The organism is Desulfogranum japonicum DSM 18378 (assembly GCF_000429945.1).
GTDB classification, from domain to species: Bacteria; Desulfobacterota; Desulfobulbia; order Desulfobulbales; family Desulfobulbaceae; genus Desulfogranum; species Desulfogranum japonicum.
On record NZ_KE386994.1, the window covers coordinates 114,572 to 136,439 of the forward strand.

19 protein-coding genes are annotated in these 21,868 nt (G+C 44.9%); 12 read left to right on the top strand and 7 right to left on the bottom strand.

The window, feature by feature from the left end:
* The first annotated feature begins 41 nt into the window (after nucleotides 1-41).
* From G493_RS0124360 to G493_RS0124375, 4 genes are all read left to right on the top strand, one after another.
* Complete coding sequence (locus tag G493_RS0124360; protein WP_028582436.1) at nucleotides 42-1,043, top strand: hypothetical protein; 1,002 nt, start codon at nucleotides 42-44, stop codon at nucleotides 1,041-1,043.
* Nucleotides 1,040-2,833 carry an ABC transporter ATP-binding protein gene (locus tag G493_RS0124365; protein WP_084813757.1) on the top strand — a complete coding sequence of 598 codons (1,794 nt, stop codon included), beginning with the start codon at nucleotides 1,040-1,042 and terminating at the stop codon, nucleotides 2,831-2,833. The genes G493_RS0124360 and G493_RS0124365 overlap by 4 nt, the downstream gene beginning before the upstream one ends.
* Nucleotides 2,823-4,619 carry an ABC transporter ATP-binding protein gene (locus tag G493_RS0124370; protein ID WP_028582438.1) on the top strand — a complete coding sequence of 599 codons (1,797 nt, stop codon included), beginning with the start codon at nucleotides 2,823-2,825 and terminating at the stop codon, nucleotides 4,617-4,619. The genes G493_RS0124365 and G493_RS0124370 overlap by 11 nt, the downstream gene beginning before the upstream one ends.
* A 580-nt stretch (nucleotides 4,620-5,199) precedes the next feature.
* Nucleotides 5,200-5,433 carry an antitoxin gene (locus G493_RS0124375; RefSeq protein WP_035275863.1) on the top strand — a complete coding sequence of 78 codons (234 nt, stop codon included), beginning with the start codon at nucleotides 5,200-5,202 and terminating at the stop codon, nucleotides 5,431-5,433.
* Nucleotides 5,434-5,709: 276 nt separating this feature from the next.
* Here the strand turns inward: G493_RS0124375 and G493_RS0124380 are convergent, their stop codons facing one another.
* A complete protein-coding gene (locus tag G493_RS0124380) occupies nucleotides 5,710-7,209 on the bottom strand; it encodes an AAA family ATPase (RefSeq protein WP_035275864.1) in 1,500 nt (499 codons plus the stop codon).
* A gap of 159 nt (nucleotides 7,210-7,368) precedes the next feature.
* Here G493_RS0124380 and G493_RS0124385 point away from each other — a divergent pair, with 159 nt between their 5' ends.
* The 8 genes from G493_RS0124385 to G493_RS31160 all read left to right on the top strand — a co-directional run bounded on the left by G493_RS0124385 (nucleotide 7,369) and on the right by G493_RS31160 (nucleotide 16,664).
* Nucleotides 7,369-9,090, top strand: coding sequence for an ABC transporter substrate-binding protein (locus tag G493_RS0124385; protein ID WP_035275866.1), 1,722 nt, complete (start codon nucleotides 7,369-7,371; stop codon nucleotides 9,088-9,090).
* Nucleotides 9,091-9,099: 9 nt separating this feature from the next.
* A complete protein-coding gene (locus G493_RS31155) occupies nucleotides 9,100-9,909 on the top strand; it encodes a vWA domain-containing protein (protein WP_051309896.1) in 810 nt (269 codons plus the stop codon).
* Nucleotides 9,910-9,935: 26 nt separating this feature from the next.
* Nucleotides 9,936-11,507, top strand: a complete 1,572-nt coding sequence (locus tag G493_RS0124395; RefSeq protein ID WP_028582442.1) for a phosphate ABC transporter substrate-binding/OmpA family protein — start codon at nucleotides 9,936-9,938, stop codon at nucleotides 11,505-11,507.
* Between the two features lie 118 nt (nucleotides 11,508-11,625).
* Nucleotides 11,626-12,465 (top strand): hypothetical protein, encoded by an 840-nt coding sequence (locus G493_RS0124405; protein ID WP_028582443.1) that lies wholly within the window; start codon nucleotides 11,626-11,628, stop codon nucleotides 12,463-12,465.
* A gap of 11 nt (nucleotides 12,466-12,476) precedes the next feature.
* Nucleotides 12,477-13,685, top strand: coding sequence for a toxic anion resistance protein (locus tag G493_RS0124410; RefSeq protein WP_028582444.1), 1,209 nt, complete (start codon nucleotides 12,477-12,479; stop codon nucleotides 13,683-13,685).
* Between the two features lie 151 nt (nucleotides 13,686-13,836).
* Nucleotides 13,837-14,904: a putative urea ABC transporter substrate-binding protein gene (locus G493_RS0124415; protein ID WP_028582445.1), complete on the top strand. Its 1,068-nt coding sequence runs from the start codon at nucleotides 13,837-13,839 to the stop codon at nucleotides 14,902-14,904.
* 21 nt (nucleotides 14,905-14,925) lie between these two features.
* The gene (locus G493_RS0124420; protein WP_028582446.1) at nucleotides 14,926-15,759 is read left to right on the top strand and encodes an ABC transporter permease; all 834 of its coding nucleotides are present in this window, start codon (nucleotides 14,926-14,928) and stop codon (nucleotides 15,757-15,759) included.
* Nucleotides 15,760-15,761: 2 nt separating this feature from the next.
* Nucleotides 15,762-16,664, top strand: a complete 903-nt coding sequence (locus G493_RS31160) for an ABC transporter ATP-binding protein (protein WP_035275867.1) — start codon at nucleotides 15,762-15,764, stop codon at nucleotides 16,662-16,664.
* Between the two features lie 275 nt (nucleotides 16,665-16,939).
* Here G493_RS31160 and G493_RS0124430 read toward each other — a convergent pair whose 3' ends face one another.
* The 6 genes from G493_RS0124430 to G493_RS0124455 form a co-directional block, all read right to left on the bottom strand.
* Nucleotides 16,940-17,758, bottom strand: coding sequence for an ABC transporter substrate-binding protein (locus G493_RS0124430; RefSeq protein WP_028582447.1), 819 nt, complete (start codon nucleotides 17,756-17,758; stop codon nucleotides 16,940-16,942).
* Nucleotides 17,748-18,251: a DUF3124 domain-containing protein gene (locus G493_RS0124435; protein ID WP_028582448.1), complete on the bottom strand. Its 504-nt coding sequence runs from the start codon at nucleotides 18,249-18,251 to the stop codon at nucleotides 17,748-17,750. Before G493_RS0124435 ends, G493_RS0124430 begins: the two co-directional genes overlap by 11 nt.
* Entirely contained in the window at nucleotides 18,252-18,872 is a 621-nt protein-coding gene (locus G493_RS0124440) for a PqiC family protein (protein WP_028582449.1), read from the bottom strand.
* 91 nt (nucleotides 18,873-18,963) lie between these two features.
* Nucleotides 18,964-19,980: an MlaD family protein gene (locus tag G493_RS0124445; RefSeq protein WP_028582450.1), complete on the bottom strand. Its 1,017-nt coding sequence runs from the start codon at nucleotides 19,978-19,980 to the stop codon at nucleotides 18,964-18,966.
* Nucleotides 19,977-20,741, bottom strand: coding sequence for an ABC transporter ATP-binding protein (locus G493_RS0124450; RefSeq protein ID WP_028582451.1), 765 nt, complete (start codon nucleotides 20,739-20,741; stop codon nucleotides 19,977-19,979). Before G493_RS0124450 ends, G493_RS0124445 begins: the two co-directional genes overlap by 4 nt.
* Nucleotides 20,742-20,745: 4 nt before the next feature.
* Nucleotides 20,746-21,849 (bottom strand): MlaE family ABC transporter permease, encoded by a 1,104-nt coding sequence (locus tag G493_RS0124455; RefSeq protein ID WP_232363829.1) that lies wholly within the window; start codon nucleotides 21,847-21,849, stop codon nucleotides 20,746-20,748.
* Between the last annotated feature and the right edge of the window lie 19 nt (nucleotides 21,850-21,868).

Here is a 21,868-nt window from a genome sequence, read left to right on the forward strand (position 1 = left end):
AATTTTTTTCTATAACAAACACGTGCAGGCTCAATAGAATTATGTATCTGGCAAGACACGCTTCTCCTGAAGGCGTTCAATACATCCTGAGAGAATCATTTGCCCGTGGTGACCTCTATCTCTCGCGGGATTTGGTTCCCCTGGGAACGGATCCGGCTTTATATATCAGATATACCAGTGAGGTATCTTACGAAATTGATTCATTATTGCTGCAACGGTTAAAACAGAAAGGCATCAGTGCCGAGCAGGCTGATGTAGAAGAGTTGTTTTATCCATTTATTGATCCCTATGTGAAATATAAAACCGAACCGTTTCGTAATCGTTATAAGTATAGAAACTGGAAGCCCATGTCCAGTGAAAGTAAGGCGCGTGTATATCAGCAAACTCATATTTTTGACCGCCGCCGCCTTCATTTTCTTCGTTTCGGTCATAGTTCACCACGATTGATTGACAGATCACCTTCCCTGTATCGTGCACTGTTATATAAATCGCGGGATGAGATTGAGCAATTGATCCAGGAGAAAGAACAGGATCTGCGTCCCAGGGAATTACACAATTACCTGTTTGCCATATTTGATCTACAAAACTGTTTCAGCAGGCAATGGCATCGAGATATGGTGCATACGCTACAACAATCGCAACTCGATGAAGCTTTTTTGAATCAGTTTTGTAAGCAGGACCAGGAAACTGCGTTCTGGAAGGGGTTTCAGCGTAGTGACCACACTCCTGAGTATTTACTCAAATACCTTATCTGGTATTTTGATATCTTGGCTGAAGGCAGTTTTGTCTTCAGCCAGGGGCCGCAGGCGCGTAGTTTCAGGGGCCAGTTTCGACAAGCTCCCAAAGCACAGTCCATGTCCATGGATGTAGCACTGTCGACATTGGGATTAACCCGGAAGGAGTTGGCGCAAATGGATAAAAAAGCTCTGACTACCTTGTACCGCAAAAAGGCACACTCTGCACATCCGGACACAGGGGGCGATCATGATAGTTTCATTGCCCTGACCTCTGCATATCAAGAGCTTTTACGAACCCGTTTATGATGCGGTTTAAGGAACAAAATAATGATCCTCAAGGTACCACTCATGAAGGACAGTCGTCCATTCGGGAAGCACTAGGTATTATTACTCCGTTATTTCTGCGTCATAAAAAACGGTTATTGGCTGGATTCATTGCAGTTATCGTCGTAGACCTTTTGCAGCTGATTATTCCACGTTTCATCAAACAAGGCGTGGATTCCCTTGCTCAGGAAGGTGCCACCGAGCATAGTCTTTTCATTCTTGCTGTAACCATTTTCATCGCTGCGTGCATTGTGGCAGGATTTCGTTTTTTTTGGCGTTATCTTCTCATTGGATTTTCCCGTATATTAGAAAAATCAGTGCGTGACCAGTTATTCAGACACATACTCGCCATGGATCAACAATTTTTTGGACGTTGGACCACAGGTGATCTAATCGCCCATTCCAGTAATGATCTCAATGCAATCCAGATGGCATGCGGTATGGGGCTGGTCGCTGCTTCCGATGCAGTGTTCATGTCTGTGGCAGCGATCTGTTTTATGGTGGCTATCAGTGGGGAACTCACTTTGTATGCACTTTTTCCCATGCCTTTTCTGGCCCTTTCCACCAAGTATCTTTCAGGGCATCTTCATCGGCGGTTTAACAAGGTGCAGGAACAATTCTCACAACTCACTGAGTTTGCCCGCAACACTATTGTCTCCATTCGCCTTATCAAGGCATATACTCTGGAAAAATTGCAAAATAAACAGTTCGATCAACTCGGCAGAGAGTATGTGCGCAGTAACCTTCGGGTTGCACTCATTCAGGGGACCATGTTTCCCACGGCTACTTTTGTCGGTAATATCGGAATGCTGCTTGTTCTTTATAAAGGCGGAACCATGGTAGTGAATCAACAGATTTCTCTTGGTGATTTTGTCGCCTTTACAACCTATCTTTCTCTGTTAATTTGGCCGATAATGGCAGTTGGATGGGTGACCAATGTGGCACAACGCGGTCTCACATCACTGCAGCGTATCCAGCGACTTCTCTCAGAACAGCCTAAAGTGAAATGTCAACCTCAGGCAGACCTGCCTGAAGCCGACCAAATCACTTTTCACTGCAGGAACCTTTCCTTTACCTACCCAGGAGAAGCCAGACAGGTGCTGGAGAACGTTACTCTGGATATTACACCTGGTATTCTTGGTATAACTGGTCGTACCGGTTCAGGCAAATCCACCCTTTGTAAAGTATTACTTCGTATGTATCCTGTGGGAGATGGGATGCTTAATCTCAATGAAATTGACGTAAATGACCTGGATATTAAGTATGTTAGAAATCACATAGCATATGTTGCTCAGGAGCCTATCCTTTTTTCCCATAGCATCAGCGAAAATATTACCTTTGGTCGGCAGGATGCTACAGATGAAGACGTTTATAAAGCTGCCAGGGCTGCTGCAATACATGAAGATATACTCAGGCTACCCGGAGGATACGATGCCGTGATTGGTGAACGTGGAGTGAAACTTTCAGGTGGTCAGCGTCAACGTTTAGCATTGGCTCGCGCGCTTCTTTGTGACAGGCCTATGCTGGTTATTGATGATGGTCTCAATGCCATAGATGTGGAAACAGAACAACAGGTTCTGCTGGGGATTCACAGCGCTTTTCAAAACAAAACGGTTGTTATTGTCTCCCATAGAGTGAATGTTTTGGAAACAGCAGATTGTATTGTGGTGATGGAAAACGGAAAAATTGCGGCCCAGGGAACCCATGATGAACTCCTGGCGCAACCCTTATACAAGGTCATGGTAAGCAAACAGCAAAACAATGCGCGGTAGCTTCGGATACACTGAAAAAGGCGAGGAAGGACGCGTTAACGACTTTGGTCTATGGCGGAGAATTCTTACGTATTGCCGTCGTTATAAAATACCGCTTGCTGTTGCTGTGTTGCTCTCTTTTGTCGTGACGTTTTGCTCTCTCATGTTGCCCAGGATTATGCAGGAGGGAATCGACGGGTATATGGCCCAAAGCCACCTGGAAATCAGTGCACGGATTTTGGGGCTGCAACATCTAGCCGTGGTGTACGGTGTTCTGGTTTGCTGTATATTTCTTACCAATTTTGTGCAAATAGTGTTGCTTGAATGGATTGGTCAGTCAGTAATGCACAAATTGCGGAAGCAGTTATTTGATCACCTTGTTCATCTGGATCTGGCATTTTTCAATGAGCATAGGGCTGGTCAGCTTGTGACTCGTTTGACCAACGACATCCAGAATATGCATGAGATGTTTACCTCGGTCATGGTCACGCTGTTTAATGATGCTTTGAAACTGGTGGGCATTTTTTGTCTTCTGTATCTGATGAATGCACGCCTTGCGCTGCTTATGACCTTATTTGTTCCCCTGGCATTTTTCATTACCCGACAGTTTGCGCATTATGCTAGGAAGGTGTTTCGCCAGATTCGCAGCCAATTGGCAAAGATTAATTCATTTCTTGCCGAAGCTCTGCAGGCTATAGATATTATCCAATTGTTTGGGCGGCATGACTGGGCAGAAAAGACATATACAGATTTGACCGATGAATATCTGCAGAGGAACCTAAAACAGGTTTCGATATTTGGTTTTTTTATGCCACTGACGGAATTGATGAGTTCAGGCGCTGTTGCCCTCATCCTCTGGTACGGAGGCGGAGAGGTGCTCAGGAGTCGGCTTTCTCTTGGTGAACTCGTGGCTTTTTTATCATATATGCGTTTGTTTTTTCAACCGTTACGCGAGTTGTCACAAAAGTATTCCATCGTCCAGTCAGCCATGGCGTCGGCGGAACGGATTTTTCATCTGCTCGATACCAAAAGCCACTTACATTTTCCTGTTTGGAAACAAGCGGTGGCCCTGGATGGCGATGTGAATTTTTCAGGAATTGTTTTTGGGTATTCAGCATCTAAACTGGTTTTCAACGGTCTTGATCTCCATATAAAGAAAGGAGAGAGCGTTGCGCTGGTCGGTTCCACAGGTGCTGGAAAAACTACTCTGATTCAGCTCCTGGCAAGATTTTATGATCCGCATGCAGGCAATATAACCCTCAATGACGTGGATATCCGTACAATTCCACTGCCAATATTGCGTCAGACCGTAGGTTTGATCATGCAGGATATCTTTATATTGCCAGGCACTGTACAGGAAAATATTATTTTAGACCAACCGTTGGATAAAGAAAAACTGGATCGTATCCTGCAGCAGACAGGCCTGGAAGTTTTTATTGGTAGATTATCCAATGGTTTACAGACCCAAATTGGTGAAGGATTTTCAGAACTTTCTGTGGGAGAGAAGCAATTGCTCTCCTTTGTTCGCGCATTATATCGAGATCCTGTTATTCTCGTACTCGATGAGGCGACAGCGTCCATTGATACGGAATCAGAAAATCTCCTTGAAGAAGCAGTTGCCGCAGGGTTCAGTAACAAAACATCTTTAATCATAGCCCATCGACTTTCCACAGTTCGCCGTGTGGACAGAATCGTTGTTATGGATCAGGGTAGGATTGTGGAACAGGGATCCCATGAAGAGCTTATGTCTACGGATTCTCTATACAGTAATCTGGTTACATTAGACCTCAAGAATTCCATGAAATGATTTTTTCAATGGACTTACTCGCAAGGGAAGTGGCAACGTTCGATTACCTTCATACGTTGTCTTTTTTCAGGACAATTCAGACAATATCCTTTTTGGCCGGGCAGATTGTATAGTACCTGCAGAGGTTGCGTTTGTCGGCTATATCTGACAGATGAAGATATCCGCCCTTTGTGCCTGACCGGAATCTCTCAGTGGTTTGCTATAACCTTTTTCAAGAGTAACTGTTGGTTTTGGCTGACATATTCAGGTGATCTACAGGAAGCTTTTCCCTTTGCCTTTGTTTTCAAAGGCACGTTCATATAAGATTGTATTTTGATATTGCTGATCACAGAGAAGAGCTTTTAGTACTGGACTGTAGTGAAAACACCTTGATGTTACGTTGAAATGGCATGGCCTTGAAAATCTGAATGGTCAGAGAAAAAAGGGTTCAGGAGAAGTATATGACCCTCTTTCACATCGATATGTTGTATGTGGCAAAGTAATTGCTTCTAAATGGAGGAACAATGTGTTCCATGGAAAACCCACTCAGGTTTTCTTTAGTACAGCAATACTGTAAAAGACTATATTTTAAGGAGTCAAAATGCGTTATACAAAATCTCTGTTCACCCTCTTTTTCTGTCTTTTTGTTGCCACTTCAGCGGTAAGCCTGGTTGGTTGTTCTTCTGACGGACCAGCTGAAAAAGCTGGTGCAAAGGTTGATCAAGCTGTTGAATCTGCCACTGAAGCAACGGAGCAGGCTGTTGAACAAACCAGTGAGCATGTTGAAGAAATGGTGGATGAAGTCAAAGATACTGCAGATCACGCTACGGAGTAATCTGCAAGGGTATCTTTCAGAAGTGTTATAGCCTCCCTGCGGTTATTTTCCAGGGTAGCTGAGGGCTTAAAGAATGCGAAATTCAATGTGCCCATATGCTACGGCATGGCAGATACCGCAGGGGCAAAATGTTTTTGCTCACTATAGATGTACAATTCGATTGTAACCCTTTGGCCAGGATCCCTGGTTTGCTCAGCTCAGCCAGCTATTTTGTTGAGAGGTGGCTTCCGACCGGAACTGATCGGTTGAACATTATGCCTGTTAAACGGTTGCGTCTTATGTTGCTGGCCTTGCCCTGGTTGCCGCCCAGCTGCGTAAAGAGGTTATGTACTCTTTATAGGTAACAGACAAGGGCACTGTTTCTTGTATTTCTGCCACAATATCTGCTTCTTCGAGATCTCTACCTTCTCCAAATGCGGTATACAGGCTGGAAATAATCAATTGTTCCAGTTCTGCACCGGAGAACCCTTCTGTCTGCTCTACCAGTTGGGTGAGGTTAAACTGCTCCGGATCGCGTTGTCTTTTTTTTAGGTGGATGCGCAGGATAACAGCTCGTTCCTCCTCATTTGGTAGATCAATAAAAAAGATCTCATCAAAGCGGCCTTTGCGCAGGAGTTCTGGCGGAAGAGCTTGAATATTATTGGCAGTGGCAATAATAAAAACCGGCGAAGTCTTTTCCTGCATCCAGGTGAGAAAGGTGCCAAACACTCTTGTTGAGGTTCCTGAATCGGATGTATGACCAGATCCCATACCTGCAAAGGCCTTTTCTATTTCATCCAGCCAAAGGATGTTCGGTGCCAGAGATTCAGCAACCTGTATGGCTTCCCGCATGTTCTTCTCAGAAGAACCTATATATGAATCAAATATTTTTCCCACATCAAGTTTGAGTAGTGGCAGGTTCCAGAGTGTTGCCGTGGCTTTTGCAGCCAGTGATTTACCACACCCCTGCACGCCCAGCAGCATTAAGCCTTTAGGTTCGGGCAGGCCGAATTCGCGTGCTTTATGGCTAAATGCCAATCCCCTTTGAGTTACCCAGTGTTTGAGTTTTTCAAGTCCTCCAACAGCCCCCATGTCCTCGATGAAACCATAATAATCAAGTATCCCTGATTTGCGGATAACCTTCTTTTTTTCTTCAACTACAAAGGGGATATCCTGTTCATCAAATGACTTATTATTGATGACGAGCCTGGCGTAAAGGTTTTGTGCTTCTATTTCTGTAAGTCCTGAAGATGCGTGGACAACTTTTTCGATAAGGTCATCATCATACTGCGTCTGAATTTTCCCCATTTTTTCCAGAGGATGTATAATATCCAGGAGTATCTTTTTAAGCTCTTCTGTATTTGGTAGAGGAATATCGATTGGAGTGATACCCATTTCCAGTCCGGGAGGCAGGGTGAGTATTGGAGCAATGATAAAGATGGTTTTATAGCTTTTACGCAGGTGAAACAGAATGTCGCGGAATTTCCGTATTATTTTAGAATTCTCCATGTACGGATGAAAGTCTTTCAGTATAAAAATTCCAGGACCATCAAACTGGAGAATTATGTCCAGTGCCTGATAAGGATCGGTGCTTTTGCTTAAACGGGTTGTATTGTAGAAACCCTCTGTGACGGTCCAGTAATAACAGGGTTTCTGCGTTCGTTCCGCAGCTTGTGAAATAATATGTTCAGCTCTGTTTTCTTCAGCTGTAACCAAATATAAAATAGGGTATCGAGCTCTGACGTACAGGTCTAATTCATCGATCAAAGAGCTTGTCTTTTCAGTCACCTTGCGCATAGTATTGTCTCTTTATGAGTGAGAAATTATAAATCAGAACGAGATATCATTGAAAATATCTGTGAGTCCTTGAGTTTCTATTGTATATTTTTTTTACAGGAATTTCACTTGTTGATACGTTTTGCATGTTTTTACTGTATGCTTTCAGGGGGAAATATAATGTTTGCAAGGATTACACCTCTATCAATCCTCTTTTATGTTTTGGTGTCCTGGTTTAACTCAGCCTTTGCCGTTACCTATATGGAGGTCCAGGCATTGCAGAACAAGATCTCCACGCCAGTTGGAGAGGTTCGCAGCAAGAATACTGTTCAGGTTCCGCTCATTACCTGGGGTGGAGATGAAGCAACCATCCTGGCTAATGGCAATGCTGCCACTACGTCGTCAGGCTCCATTTTCTCAGAGAAGGGATTACATATAACCCTTACAAGAGAAGACATATTCACTAATCAGATAAAAAATTACCTTAAAGGCGACACTCCGTATATTCGAGGAACCTTGGGAATGCTCAATATGGCTCTGGGTGTTTTGAATAAAGATCCGCGGACACGACCTATCGTGATTTATCAGCTGACATGGTCCAATGGAGGTGATTGTCTGGTTGTGAAGGACGGCATTCGTACAGCAAAGGATCTGCAAGGGAAGACCATCGCCCTGCAAGCCTATGGGCCTCATGTCTATTACCTTTCGAAGGTTCTTTCCGATGCCGGGCTTTCTCTCAGAGATGTAACTGTTAAATGGGTAAAAGACCTCACCGGAACAGCTGAAACCCCTATGGAAGCCTTTTACGACAGCAATGTGGATGCTGCCTTAATGATTAGTACTGACGGGCTGCTGCTTACCTCAAATGGAACTGTCGGTACTGGAGCAGAGGGATCGGTCAAAGGAGCAAAAATACTGCTTTCCACCAAGACCGCCAATCGGGTAATTAGTGATGTTTATGCTGTTCGTTCCGATTATTATCAGTCCCATCGTCAAGAGGTGGAACGTTTTGTTCATGGCCTGATGCTGGCAGAAGAACAATTCAGCCATATCGTGAAAAATTCTGCCAACAGGCAGAAACAGTACATGCAGACCATGACAGCTGCTGCGCAGATTCTGCTTGATAGTCCCGATGCCGTAGCCGACGCCGAAGCACTATATGGGGATTGCGAGTTTGTTGGATTTGCCGGTAATGTACGCTTTCTTACTGATTCTAACTATCCAAGAAATCTACAGACACTTGCCGACCAGGTTCAGAGTGCACTCATTACCCTCGGCCTGTTGGATACTAAAATAACACTGACTGCTGCAGAGCTTGATTATACCCGATTAAAACAGGGGTTGACAGAAGTGGAGGATGTTGTCCTGCCCAAATTTGATACTGCTCAGGTGAGCACTCTGGTGCAACGCAAACAGCAGCAGGGAGCATTGGAAGAAGGAGAACTTTTTTCTTTTGAAGTTTTTTTTCAACCCAACCAGAATACCTTTGCTGCAGATATGTATGCAAAGGATTTTGACAGGGTCATTGACCTGGCCTCTACTTATGGTGGTGCTATTATCACCGTTGAAGGGCATTCTGATCCATTAGGTTACCTGAAAGCCAAAAAAAGAGGAGATTCCAAGTTGTTGCTGACTAAGGTCAAGCAATCTGCCAAGAATTTAAGCCTGTCAAGGGCCAATGCAGTGCGTACCAGTCTGATTAACTATGCCTCTAAAAGGGGTATCATTATGGATGAGACGCAATTTGCCGTGGTAGGGCATGGTATTATGAAGCCCAGGAATGGTCTTTGTGGCTCTGATCCCTGTGCACCTAAAACAGAGCAGCAGTGGCGAGATAATATGCGGGTTGAGTTCAGGATTATCCAAATTGAAGCTGAATCTTCCGTATTTAAACCTCTTTAGGGGGATATCATGAAAAGAATACTTCGTATCCTTCTGATATCTGCAGTTGTCGCTGCCTGGATTTATACTCAGTATGGTAAAGACGAGGCTCCTGTGCAACAACCCCCCTCGACTCAAACAAAAAAAGTGAAGGTAGCCCAGATATCCCCTGAACAAAGAATCTCTAATAAGGAGTTGGTTCCAGAGGCCTGGCCCCCTGTTGTCAAGAATGAAAATAGTGTTGAGTCTGATTTGCTGAAAAAAAATTATTACGTGATTTTAGACAACAGCGGTTCCATGAAAGACCAGCAATGCTATGGCGCAGGGAGTAAAATTTCCGTTGCTGTAGACGCGATTGCGCATTTTGCATCCCTGGTACCTGACAAGGCGAACCTCGGGCTGAGTATTTTTACTAACAGCATTATTCAAGAAGCCGTACCCCTGGGAACGGACAATAGAAATCTTTTTATTGACGCTCTGGAAAACGTCAACCCCTCCGGAGGTACTCCCTTGGCGACCGCAATGCAATCTGGGTATCGTAAATTGACGGAACAGGCCTCCAGACAAATGGGATACGGTGAATACTATCTGGTTATCGTTACTGACGGAATTCCAAGCGAAGGTGAAGACCCGACTGCAATTGTGCATGCTATCCTGGACAATACCCCCATCGAAATTCATACAATAGGTTTTTGTATTGGTGAGGATCATGCCCTTAATATCCCAGGCAGAACCGTGTATAAAGCTGCCAATAACCAGGAAGATCTTAAACGTGGACTTCAGGATATCCTGGCGGAATCTGAGTTGTTTGACCTTTCAGATTTCAGTTTATCCCAGTAGACCTTTATACATTCAGGACGCATTGTATGAGTAAAAAAGTTGTGGGGGCTTTACTGCTCCTTGTTCTTTCCGTGATAGTGGTTGTCGTCGCCTGGCTGCTTTTGCCAATGCTACAGGACAGACATCAGTCCCATACCAGTGATGCTGCTAAAGCCAGTGAAAAAATTCGGATAGGGGTGGACAACTGGATAGGATATTTTCCCCTGTGTTCACAGGAAATGAAAAGTGCCATGCATCAGGCCGGATATATTCTTATTTGCGAAGATGACCGTGCTGATTATGCCGAACGTATGCAACGTCTGAAAAATGGTGAACTTGATTTTGCTGTGGCTACGGTGGATTCGTATCTGTTGAATGCGAAAGCTCATGGGTTTCCAGCCACCATTGTCTCTGTAATTGATGAATCAAAGGGTGGGGATGCTATCCTGACCAGAGAAAAAAATGTAAATAGCCTGGACGACTTCAAGGGAAGAAATGATCTTCGCGTGGCGTTTACGCCCTCCAGTCCAAGCCATTACCTTCTCAAGGCTGCTGCTGATCATTTTAATGTTCCTGAACTCCTGCCGTCTGCAGGATCACACCGTATTGAAACCGCCGGATCTGAACAGGCAAGGGATAAATTGTTTACCGGGGCTGCTGATGTTGCTGTACTGTGGGAACCGGATGTCAGTAAAGCTCTTGAGCAGGAAGGGGTGAAGAAAGTCCTTGGTACAGAAGACACCCAGCGTTTGATTGTAGATATTCTACTGGTAAACAGGGAGTATTCTCAAAAGTCACCAAAGGTAGTGAAACTGTTGCTGTCAACCTACTTTTCCATTTTAAAAAAATATAGAAGTGATGAAAAGTTGCTTCGAAAGCATGTAAAAAAACAGACCAAACTGACTGACCAGCAGATTACGGTAATGCTTTCCGGGGTCCATTGGGCATCATTTAACGAAAATTGTGAACAATGGTTCGGTATCGGTGTTCCAGGTGCAGAGACAGAGGAAAGCCTTGTCGAAACCCTCGAATCCACAGCTGCAGTATTGATCAGCGCTGGTGATTTCTCAACAACTCCCATACCCAATAATAATCCATATCGACTGACCAACTCTTCGTTTCTTGAAGAGTTGTTTACCCAAGGAATGGGAGGCTTTTCTGTGCCTGCCAACAATACGGTGTTGAAGGAGTCAAAGGATAGTCTTGAAGCGCGATTTACACCTTTGGATGACAAAGGATGGCAAAAACTGAAAGAAATAGGAACATTGCGTATAGATCCCATTATTTTTCAAAGTGGCTCAACCCAACTGACATTGATTGCAAAACAGGTCGTTGACAACACCATTGCCAGGTTGAAACATTACCCCCATTTTCGTGTCATTGTACGTGGACACACCGGAACACGGGGAGACACAACAGCCAATGAGCAATTGTCACAACAACGGGCTGAAGCAGTGGCAAGATACATGACCATCACGTACAGTATCGATCAGAATCGGCTGTACACAGAAGGAGTGGGCGGGAGCATGCCTCTTGAAAAAAAATCCGGCGAGAGCGATCGAGCCTATCAATACAGACTGCCCAGGGTTGAGTTGATACTGGTACGGGAAGAAATCTGATGATCAGTACGACGTACTATCTGTACTTTGTAATGAGAATTTACGATCGAGAGCAGGTAAGCGAAGACTCAGGGAAGGCCATTTATGGACAGGCGCTACCTAAAGGGAGTAATTAGAGGTGGAAAAAACATCAGATCAGGTCAATGATTATTCCCGTAAAGCTATTCGCAGGGAAGTTGTGCGCGAGGGATTGACTCATTGGCTGACCCTGTATCCCACAGCAGTTGGAATTCCCATCGGGTTGGCTGGATTTCTTTTTCATATGCCCGTGCTGTATTTTGGCCTGGTCGGTACGTTGACTTTAAGCCTTGCCAGTGCAATCATTCATGTTTTCTTCAGAGAAGAGACCATTGGTGCCCGCTATCTTGAGCGTCTCTCTAAAAAAATAAAAGCAGAAGAAACACGGGCATTGGCCTCCCTTCAGGAGGATTTACAGGCATGCAGACAACAGGTGGTTGGTGGTGAACATGCTGTTCAGGCTACCGAACAGTTCGCCCGCTTGCAAAGGAAGTATGAGAATGTACGCATAGTACTGGACAAAAAACTGCAAAGAGGAGAATTGACCTATGGTCGATTTATTGGAGCCGCAGAACAGGTCTATTTGCGTGGGCTTGAGAATTTGAAGCAATTGGTGGTTGTGCTTCAGAGTTTAAGCAGTATTGATACTGAATATATCAGGACCAGGCTGGATATTTTGAACATGAAAACAAAGCGTGATTCAGCGGATGTGAAGGAACAGGAAACCTTGCACAACAGAATCACGCTGATGGAAAATCAGCTTGCCCTGGTGAATCAGCTGCTGACTGTTAATGAAGAAGCAATGACTGCACTGGAGGAAACTACCGCCGCCATTGCGGCCATGCAGACAACCGGAACCACCTCCCATGAAGAGTATGATTCTGCTATCTTGCAACTGCAGGAAATAGCAGGTAACGCGCATTTGTATAACCGAAGATAAAGGAGAGCGAGATGGCGCAGCTCAGGCATAAAGAAGAGGCCCTGCAAGTGGCAGATGCAGCCGATGTACAACTTGAATTAGGGATTGAAGAAGAACCTGTACTTGAAGGAGATTCTGCTGATCCTGCCTTGCAGAAACTGGCTGACGAGTTTGTGCAAAAGATTTTGGAATTTAATCCTGATGATGCTTCTCAATCAGTATTGCGAAGCCAGAATGTTGCATCTGTGGAAAATTTGGGAGCAAAAATACAAAAAGAATCTGCTTTGCGCAGTGCCATGCTCAAAGAACCGATCCAGAAGCTGGCATCAAGAGGGGAAGATGGAGGGGAAGTTGCCAATGCCCTGGTAGATCTGAATATGGAAGTTGAAGAATTGGATCCAGGGAAGTTTGATTTTGAGGCTGGATGGTTTCCACGTATGTTCGGCTTTATTCCTGGGGTCGGAAAGCCGATTAAACGTTACTTCATGAAATTTGAGTCATCCCAGACAGTTCTTGATGCCATTTTCAGATCTCTGGAAGACGGTGCTGATATGCTCAAACGTGATAACATCACGTTGACTGAAGACCAGAAGAAATTGAGAGAATTGTCAGGGAAATTACGTCGTACCATCAATCTGGGACAAATTGTTGACCAGAGATTCAACCAGGTATTGGAACAGGAAATACCTTCCGACGACTCCCGCTACAAGTTTATAGAAGAAGAACTGCTGTTTCCACTGCGTCAGAGATTGATGGATCTGCAGCAGCAGCTCGCTGTTACTCAGCAGGCTGTTTTAGCCATTGAAATCATTACACGTAATAACAAAGAGCTTATCAGAGGCGTCAACAGGGCCATAAATGTGACAGCCAATGCTTTGAATGTTGCTGTGACCGTAGCCCTTGCCCTTGCCAATCAGAGAATAGTGTTAAACAAGATTGAGTCGGTGAATGAAACCACCAATAAGTTGATTGGTGATACAGCCAGACAGTTGAAGGAGCAGGGGACAGAGATTCACAAGCAGGCCGCATCCAGTCAGCTTGATATGGAATCCCTGAAACAGGCTTTTGCTGATATTAACGCGGCCCTCGACGATATATCTCATTTCAGGCAGAAAGCACTCCCTAAAATGGCATCCACACTTAACGAGATGGATCAATTAACCCTGCAGACAGATGAAGCCATCACCCGATTGGAAAAAGGCACTGAAGTCAATCCTGTTATATATCTCGAAATTGATTGATCGCTCTTTTTAAACATGCTCGTTTGCTCGAACAGACATCGATATTTGCTATCTTGTACCTGTCCATAAATGGTTTTCGAATTCTGCGCATGTCTTTATTTGGGCACAATCCTCATTTATGGACAGACACTATCTTACCCAGGAGGATAGGATGAATTTAAGAAATAGAATTATTGCTACGATTATTGGTGTGCTTATGTATCTTTTACCTGCTCTGTCTTTTGCAGGTGAAAGCTATCGCATTGCCTGGTCCCATTATACAGGATGGGAACCATGGGAGTATATACAACAGTCTGGCATTATGAATAAATGGGCAAAAAAATATGGGATCGACAAGGTTGAAATCACGTTGGTAAACGACTACATCGAAAGCATTAACATGTACACCACCGGTCATTTTGATGGTTGTGTCATGACCAATATGGACGCCCTGACCATTCCGGCTGTAGGTGGTGTGGATTCGAGTATAGTAGTTGTCGGTGATTTTTCTAACGGGAACGATGGTATCGTCGTGTTAAATGGAACCGACGTCAAGGATCTTAAAGGGGCCAATCTGCGTATTGTGGAGTTGTCCGTATCCCATTACTTGCTTAGTCGTGCTTTGGATTTGCATGGTCTAACGGAAGGTGACCTCAATCTTATTAATACCAGTGATGCAGATATTGCAGCCCTGTTTGTTTCGGAAGCTGAAAAAGATCCAAAAGCCGCAGCATGTACCTGGAATCCATTATTGATGCAGGTGAGAAATGTGGCTGGAGCTAACCTGGTTTTTGATTCATCCAAAATTCCAGGTGAAATCATCGACTGCCTGGTTGTACGATCTGATGCACCAGAAAACCTGAAAAAAGCTTTGACTGGAGCCTGGTATGAGGCAATGTCCATTATGAACGGGCACGAACAACAGGGGAAGGAGGCATTGGAACTTATGGCGCAATCTGCCGGAGGAACACTGGCAGAATTTAAAGCACAGCTGAAAACAACCCGTATGTTTTATTCTGCAGCTGAGGCCGCGGCCTTTACCAACGGAGCACAACTTAAAGAAACAATGGAATATGTTCGCACATTCAGCTTTGACCACGGGCTGTATGGAGATGGTGCGCCAAGTAAGGATCTGGTTGGAATTCGTTTTCCCGATGGTTCGGTGATCGGTGATACCAATAATGTCAAACTTCGATTTGATGCAACGTATATGAGCCTGGCTGCACAGGGACAACTGTAATATTACAAGTAGACGGCAGTGATGAAAAATAAAGCAAAATTCTGGGGAATCCATGCTGCACCGTCAAAATGGTTGAGCTGGTTTTTATTCGCTCTGCCTTTTGTCCTGCTTATTTTGGGTTACCTGCTTGCCTCCGAATATCGGCACAGGCAAAATCCATCGGATAAGTTGCTGCCATCCTTCAGTAAAATGGCAACGACCATGCAACATGTCGCTTTTGAAAAAAATAAACGGACAGGTGAATACCAGCTTTTGTCAGACACTTTGGCCAGCCTTAAGCGTATCGGTACAGGTCTGGGGATGGCAGCGTTATTGGGGGTGATCTGTGGGCTTAATTTAGGTCTGTTTCCTGGAATTCGGCATTTGTTTCTACCGCTGTTGACCTTTGTGTCCATCATCCCCCCCCTGGCAATTCTTCCCATGCTGTTCATTGTCTTTGGAGTGGATGAGCTGGCCAAAGTCGTTTTGATTTTTATTGGTACCTTTCCTGTTATAACGCGAGATATCTATCTTACAGTCAAGAAGATTCCCAGGGAACAGATTGTGAAAACTCTAACCCTGGGTGCCTCCCAGATCTCTTTGGTATACCGTGTGGTGTTACCGCAGATTTTTCCCAGGCTTATTGAGACGGTACGAATAAATATGGGGCCAGCCTGGCTTTTCCTCATTGCATCCGAAGCCATTGCCGCACAATCCGGGCTGGGTTACCGTATCTTTCTTGTTCGGCGTTATCTGGCTATGGATATGATTATTCCATATGTGCTGTGGATTGTATGTATTGGCATTACTGTGGATTGGATTTTGAAGAGTCTTCTGCGGTACAAATTTTCATGGTATATGAAGCAACAGGGATAAGTATGCAGACAGAATCGCTTCGAGCAAACAGTTTTCTTTTCTTTGAAGATGTCTATAAATCCTACGGTGCAAAGGTGGTGCTGGATGATATTGATCTGGCCGTAGCCAGGGGAGAAATTATAACCGTGGTGGGGCCAAGTGGTTGCGGCAAATCAACTTTGTTGAGGTTGGTTCTTGGTCAGGAGTTACCTTCAAGAGGCCAGGTTACGCTGGAGGGAAAAAGCGTTGGTCTGCCCGATGTCACCAGAGGAATCGTGTATCAGAAATATTCACTGTATCCGCACTTGACTGTGCTTGATAATGTGTTGATGGGACCGAGGCTGTCCATGCCGCTGCTAAAGAGGTGGCGGGTGCGTGGTGAATTACGTGAAGAAGCCTTTACATATTTACGTAAGGTCGGGCTGGCTGAACACTATCGTAAATATCCCCATGAGCTTTCCGGTGGTATGCGTCAGCGTGTAGCCATTGCACAATCGTTGATCATGAAGCCGAAAATATTGTTGATGGATGAACCTTTTGGTGCACTGGATCCGGGAACCAGGGAGAATATGCAACTTTTTCTTCTGGAATTGTGGGAAGAATTTAAAATGACAATATTTTTTGTCACCCATGATCTTGAAGAGGCCGTGTTTCTAGGTACTCGTATTCTGATTTTGTCCCAGTATTATACCGATGATCGAGGTGACGGTTCCCATGCCAACAGAGGTGCGAAAATAGTATTTGATACAGCACTTCCCAAAGAGGCACAATCAACCTCTGTAAAAAGCGTTGCCGCTTTCGGTGCTCTGATCCAGCAGATCAGAAGGGAAGGATTTGATCCGGATTACCTTCAGCATGCTCGCGATTTTAACCTCAATCATCCTTATTCCTTTCAGACTTTGCGCAGAGAGGAGAACGGGATATAAGGGGCATGAAAAAATAAATTATCCAATCTTGCTTGCCTCTCAAACTCGGTAACATCGTGGTGTCAATGGTTCCATACTGGCCGTATTGAGCCGTTGACGCCACGATGTTACCAAACCGATAAGCTACACAATTTTTGGATATTTATTATTTTCAGCGACCCTGCTGAAGCTACGTTGTAGTCCTCTTTTATTCTGATATATTGCAGGTAACCTGTTGCAAGAAAAGAGAACTTGTCAATATGAGTCACTTTCCCCCTCCCTACGAATAGGTAGTATTACAGCAGGTTTTTATAAAATGGAATCCACTTTTCAATCATAGGCACCAGCGTATTTTCGTCTTTCATGGACTGCAGATATGCATTCGCCTTGTTCAGGATTTCTGTGTTACCAGGGTGTACTGCCCAGGCGGTGTATTCCCGTGTCAAGGGAACTATAACCGGCTTCAATCCTTTATCACTGTATTGTGCTCCATAATAGAGATTGGTTGGCAGGTCGTAAACCAAAACGTCTATGCTTTCGTCCAGGAGTGCAAGAACAGCTTTGTTTGCGGAGTTGAACTGTATTCTGTTTCCCCTGGCTCTATTTTGTTCAATGAGGTAGTCACCGGTGGTCCCTTTCACCGTACCTACCTTCATTACCGGATTAAGGAGTGCAGGGAAACCCTCGCTGAACCGGTTATAATCCTCTCGGCGGACCAGGGAAATCTGGCTTGTTACCATATAGGGCTCGCAGAAATTGATTTGGTATTTTCTTGCTTCTGTAATGGTCATCCCTGACATGATAATGTCAATTTTACCATCAAGGAGAGCAGGGATTTGTTCTGTCCACTTTAGTTCGACCAGACTGAGTTTTTTTCCAGTGTATTGTGCAAGCCCTTTTGCAAAAGCAACCTCCAGCCCAATGGCCTTGCCATGATCACGGAATACCAAAGGTGGGTCGGTTGGCGTAATTCCAACCTTGAGGGTATCCTGTCTCGCAGATTCTTCTATTTTGCTGGGAGAAAGGCCACTGTTTTGTGCGCATCCACATATTAACAGAGTAATTCCTGTGAAACAGAAAAAAGTAAGAAAAAGAAGCCAGTGGTTATTCTTCAATTGATTCTCCTTTGATGACTATGCCTCTGGAGATAAACGAGATCCCCTGTTGCATTTTCGTGCCAATGGAAATGGATTCAATAATTGGCTGTGTGGCGTCTTTTTTCGTTTTCCAGCTGACAAGAAATTTAGCTCCTGATCCACCCTGGTTTTCTGATTCATGAACAATATATTGCATGGAACCCAGTGGCTGGATGGATAGGGGGGCCTTCAGATAGTGCTTGATCAGGTTTCCCTCTGAATCATAAAAATCAACTTGGTGAAGAGTGATAGCGTTTTCCGGATCAGTATTGCGAATAGAGAGGGTGGCGGTGAGGAGGAATGGTTTGTCACCATAGCGTTTGTCTGCATAGATATGACTGTATAAAGGAACATAGACGAGCTGTCCGGTCCATCTGGCAAGATTGGTCATCCCACCGTAGGCATCAGGTTTCAACCAGCAAGAGAGTATGAGTAAAAAAAACAGACAGGTACGTTGAAAAGAGAGAATCATCTAGTCGTCCTCTGTATGGGATTGTTGCAGACCGATGAGTGTATCCGCTATCTGCCCGCTGAGTGTAGAAATGGCTTGGGATCCGGCTGTGACCTGATGCGGATAATCAGGTATGGCAAGCTCGGTACTGAGAGCAAATGAAGAACGTTTAACAACGCGTTGGGTTTTTGAATTACTGATGGTCCAGTTTGCCAGGGTGTTAAAGGTATTGTTTGTCATGGAAAAATCTTGGATATTTACCTCTATACGGTAATCATACTTGGCATACCTGGGGCCAGGGTAGACGGCTATGTTGGGTGAATGCAGCAGGGCTCCCAGATTCTGGCTCAAAACGGTTGTCAATTGCTGATCCAGAGGGGCAGCCCAGGCGTGCGTACGGGCGATGGTTACGGTGGTGCCGTCCGGACGGCTGAGTATACCAGGGTGTTGCAGCAAGGCTGCCAGTTCAACGGGCATGATCAGAATCATTGCAGGGACCAGCGGCTCCTTACCCGGTAGCTTTTCCTGTCCATTCACATCCAGTGGGTACAAAGCGTATTGATGCATTTTGGTCGTCGACCCAACACACCCACCCAGAAACAAGCTACAGCACAGAGACAGAAGCAGGATTGGTGTTCTCATAGTCAGCAAAGACCTCATGTGGTTATGCAGAAATTATTGCAGCTGCCTGCCTCAGGCGTTATCTGATGTGGCAGCCTGAAATCATAGTATATCAGTTTTGTGGGGGTTGTTCTTTCCTGCCAAACAAAAGGGATTCGGGAGATTGTCGCAGCAATTCACTGAGATTTTTTACTGAACGGGCCGTTTGCTTGATCTCCAGTAGCGTTTGAGAAAAGTCATACGTAATATTGCCTGTTTCGTCAACCATATCCTGAAGTTGTTGCAAAGTCTTGTGTAGAGTGAATAGTATTTGGTCAGCGTCAGCAAGAATTTTTTGAGATTGTATCCCCAATGGTGTGAGCTCGTTTTTTGCCGTCTGTACAAGTAAAGTCGTTTCTGAACTCAGGCTGTCAAAACTTTCAAGACTTTCATCTGCATGTTGCATGAGTGCTGGTACGTCTTGTTTCATCGTTGTTATCAGCTCGTCAAATTCCAGCATTGCATGTTGAAAATTGTCCATTGCTTCTGAGAGATGTTGTGATGTCAGAATAGTGTTTACATTGTCCAACAGTCTGTTTGTTTTGGTTAGCAGGTCGTGAACCGGTAAATCAGTTAGCGTTTGGGTAAGTTGCTCCAATCCGGATGGAAGGGTGGGAATTTCAAAAATATTTGTATTCTGTCCGTGAAGCGTGATCTCTGTTTCAGGATGAAAGGCCAGGTCAATGTAGAGCTTCCCTGTTACCAGGCTGCTTATTTTCAGTTGTGCGCGCAATCCTTTTTCAATGAGTTCGTTCAGTGATTGGCGTTGAAGATTTTCTTCGAACAGGGGAGATGTTTTGCTTTCTGTTTTGGCCTGTCGGTCAATTTCAATGTAGACAGGAATAGTATAGTTGCTTTCCTGATAATTGAAATCTATGCGAATATCTGTAACTCTGCCAATCTTGACCCCACGCAAGCTCACCGGAGCGCCTTTGTCAAGGCCATAGAGAGAACCTGTGAAATAGAGGATACACTTGATGGGGCTTTGTTGAAGTTGCAGATTACCGAGAATGATCGTTGCTCCAATGGCGATGACAAGGGATACAAACACAAAGGTTCCGATCATTGTTGGATTTGCCTGCCTGCTCACGAAGATGTCCTCCTTCTTCCCTCTCCCCTGGTGAGAAAGTCTATGACATTTTGATGTGTTGAGTTGTTCAGCATCTCCTCTGGGGAGCCGACAGCCAGCATGGTTTTTTCTTCTGCATCAAGATACACAGCGTTAGTCGCAATGGCAAAAATAGAATGAAGTTCATGGGTTACCAGGACGACCGTTGCACCAAGACTGTTTCGTATTTCTACAATGAGTTCATCCAGGTTTTTGGCATTAACAGGATCAAGTCCAGCCGAAGGCTCATCAAAGAAAAGATATTCAGGGTCAAGGACGATGGCACGGGCAAGACCAGCTCTTTTTCTCATGCCTCCGGAGATTTCAGAAGGGTAATAGTCCTCACATCCTTTCAGACCGACCAGAGATAGTTTAAAATGGATTATATCCTGTATCATAGATCCAGAGAGGTTCGTGTACTGTTGCAGAGGAAGGGCGAGATTGTCGGCTAAGGTCATACTGCTCCAGAGTGCCCCGGATTGATAGAGAATTCCTGTTTTTCGGAGAATCAGAGATTGTTCCTGGTCATCCAACGTCCAAAAATCTTCCGTGCCGTAATAAATAGTACCTGTGCGGGGGCGGTGCAGGCCTATAAGGTGCCTGAGAAGGGTGGATTTACCGCAGCCACTTCCGCCCATGATGGCAAAGATATCTCCTCGATTAATTGTAAAAGTGAGGTCCTTCTGAATAATATCGCTGCCATATGACATTGTCAGGTTGTCAATGGTGATCACGGCTGTCATCGTTTCACATGGTTTTACTGAAGTTAAATAAAAACGTCATGATGGCATCCGCAATGACAATGAGCACGATACCTGTTACCACCGCTGAAGTTGCAGCCTGTCCCACCGAAGATGCACTCCGTCCGCATTGCAGGCCACGGAGACAACCTGCATAACCAACAAGGATACCATAGACAGCGCTTTTGATCAGCCCTTGCAAACATTGATCAAGCTGAATTGCTTTCCGGGTGTATTCAAAGTACTCCACCAATGAAAGATCCAGCATGGAGACACCGATAATTGCGCCTCCCAGAATTCCCAGGAGATCAGCATAGACGCAGAGTAAAGGCAACATGAGCATCAGTGCGAACATTCGGGGCAGCACCAGAAAAGCCACCGGCGATATCCCCAGGGTTCTGAGGGCATCTATTTCTTCGTTGACTTGCATGGTTCCAAGCTGTGCCGCATATGCTGCGCCGGTTCTTCCAGCCATGATAACACCACTCATCATGGCTCCCATTTCCATAACCATGGCCAGTCCAACCAGATTGGCAATGTATATCTGAACTCCGAACATTTGAAGTTGTACTGCACCTACGAAAGCCAGAATAACTCCCACAAGTACTGAAATAAGAGAGACAATGGGAAGAGCGTCTGCACCGGTGGACTGAATAAAGTTCCAGAAGTCATTGTACCTGAATTTACTTTTCCCATTCAGGGTCTGTATACAGGCTATGATTATTTCACCGGTAAAGGAAATGAGTCCTTCTCCTTTATCGACCAAAGAAATTGTTGTATGGCCAAGTCGAGTGATAAAGCTTGTATCTGGTTTTTTTTTCAGAGGTTTTGGTGGCGTTGAGCAACTTAAATGCAAGAGATTTTTCGCCCCTGCGGGAAGACCGTCGAACTGTAACTCTACAGCAGGGGGAGCACAGAGATCAATCAGTCGGAGGATAAATACGGGCAGTAAACTGTCCCACGTCTTGAGCTCGCTTGTGTCAAAAGAAATGCTGCGAAGTGCAGTTCGATCAAGTAGATCACGAATAGGGTCCAGGCTTGGGATAGTGCTGGCAAGCGTCCAGTTGCCAAGGAGTTTCAGTCGCACCTCTTCCTCTGTAATTTGCTGCACTCTGTATTCCGGTGGTGGA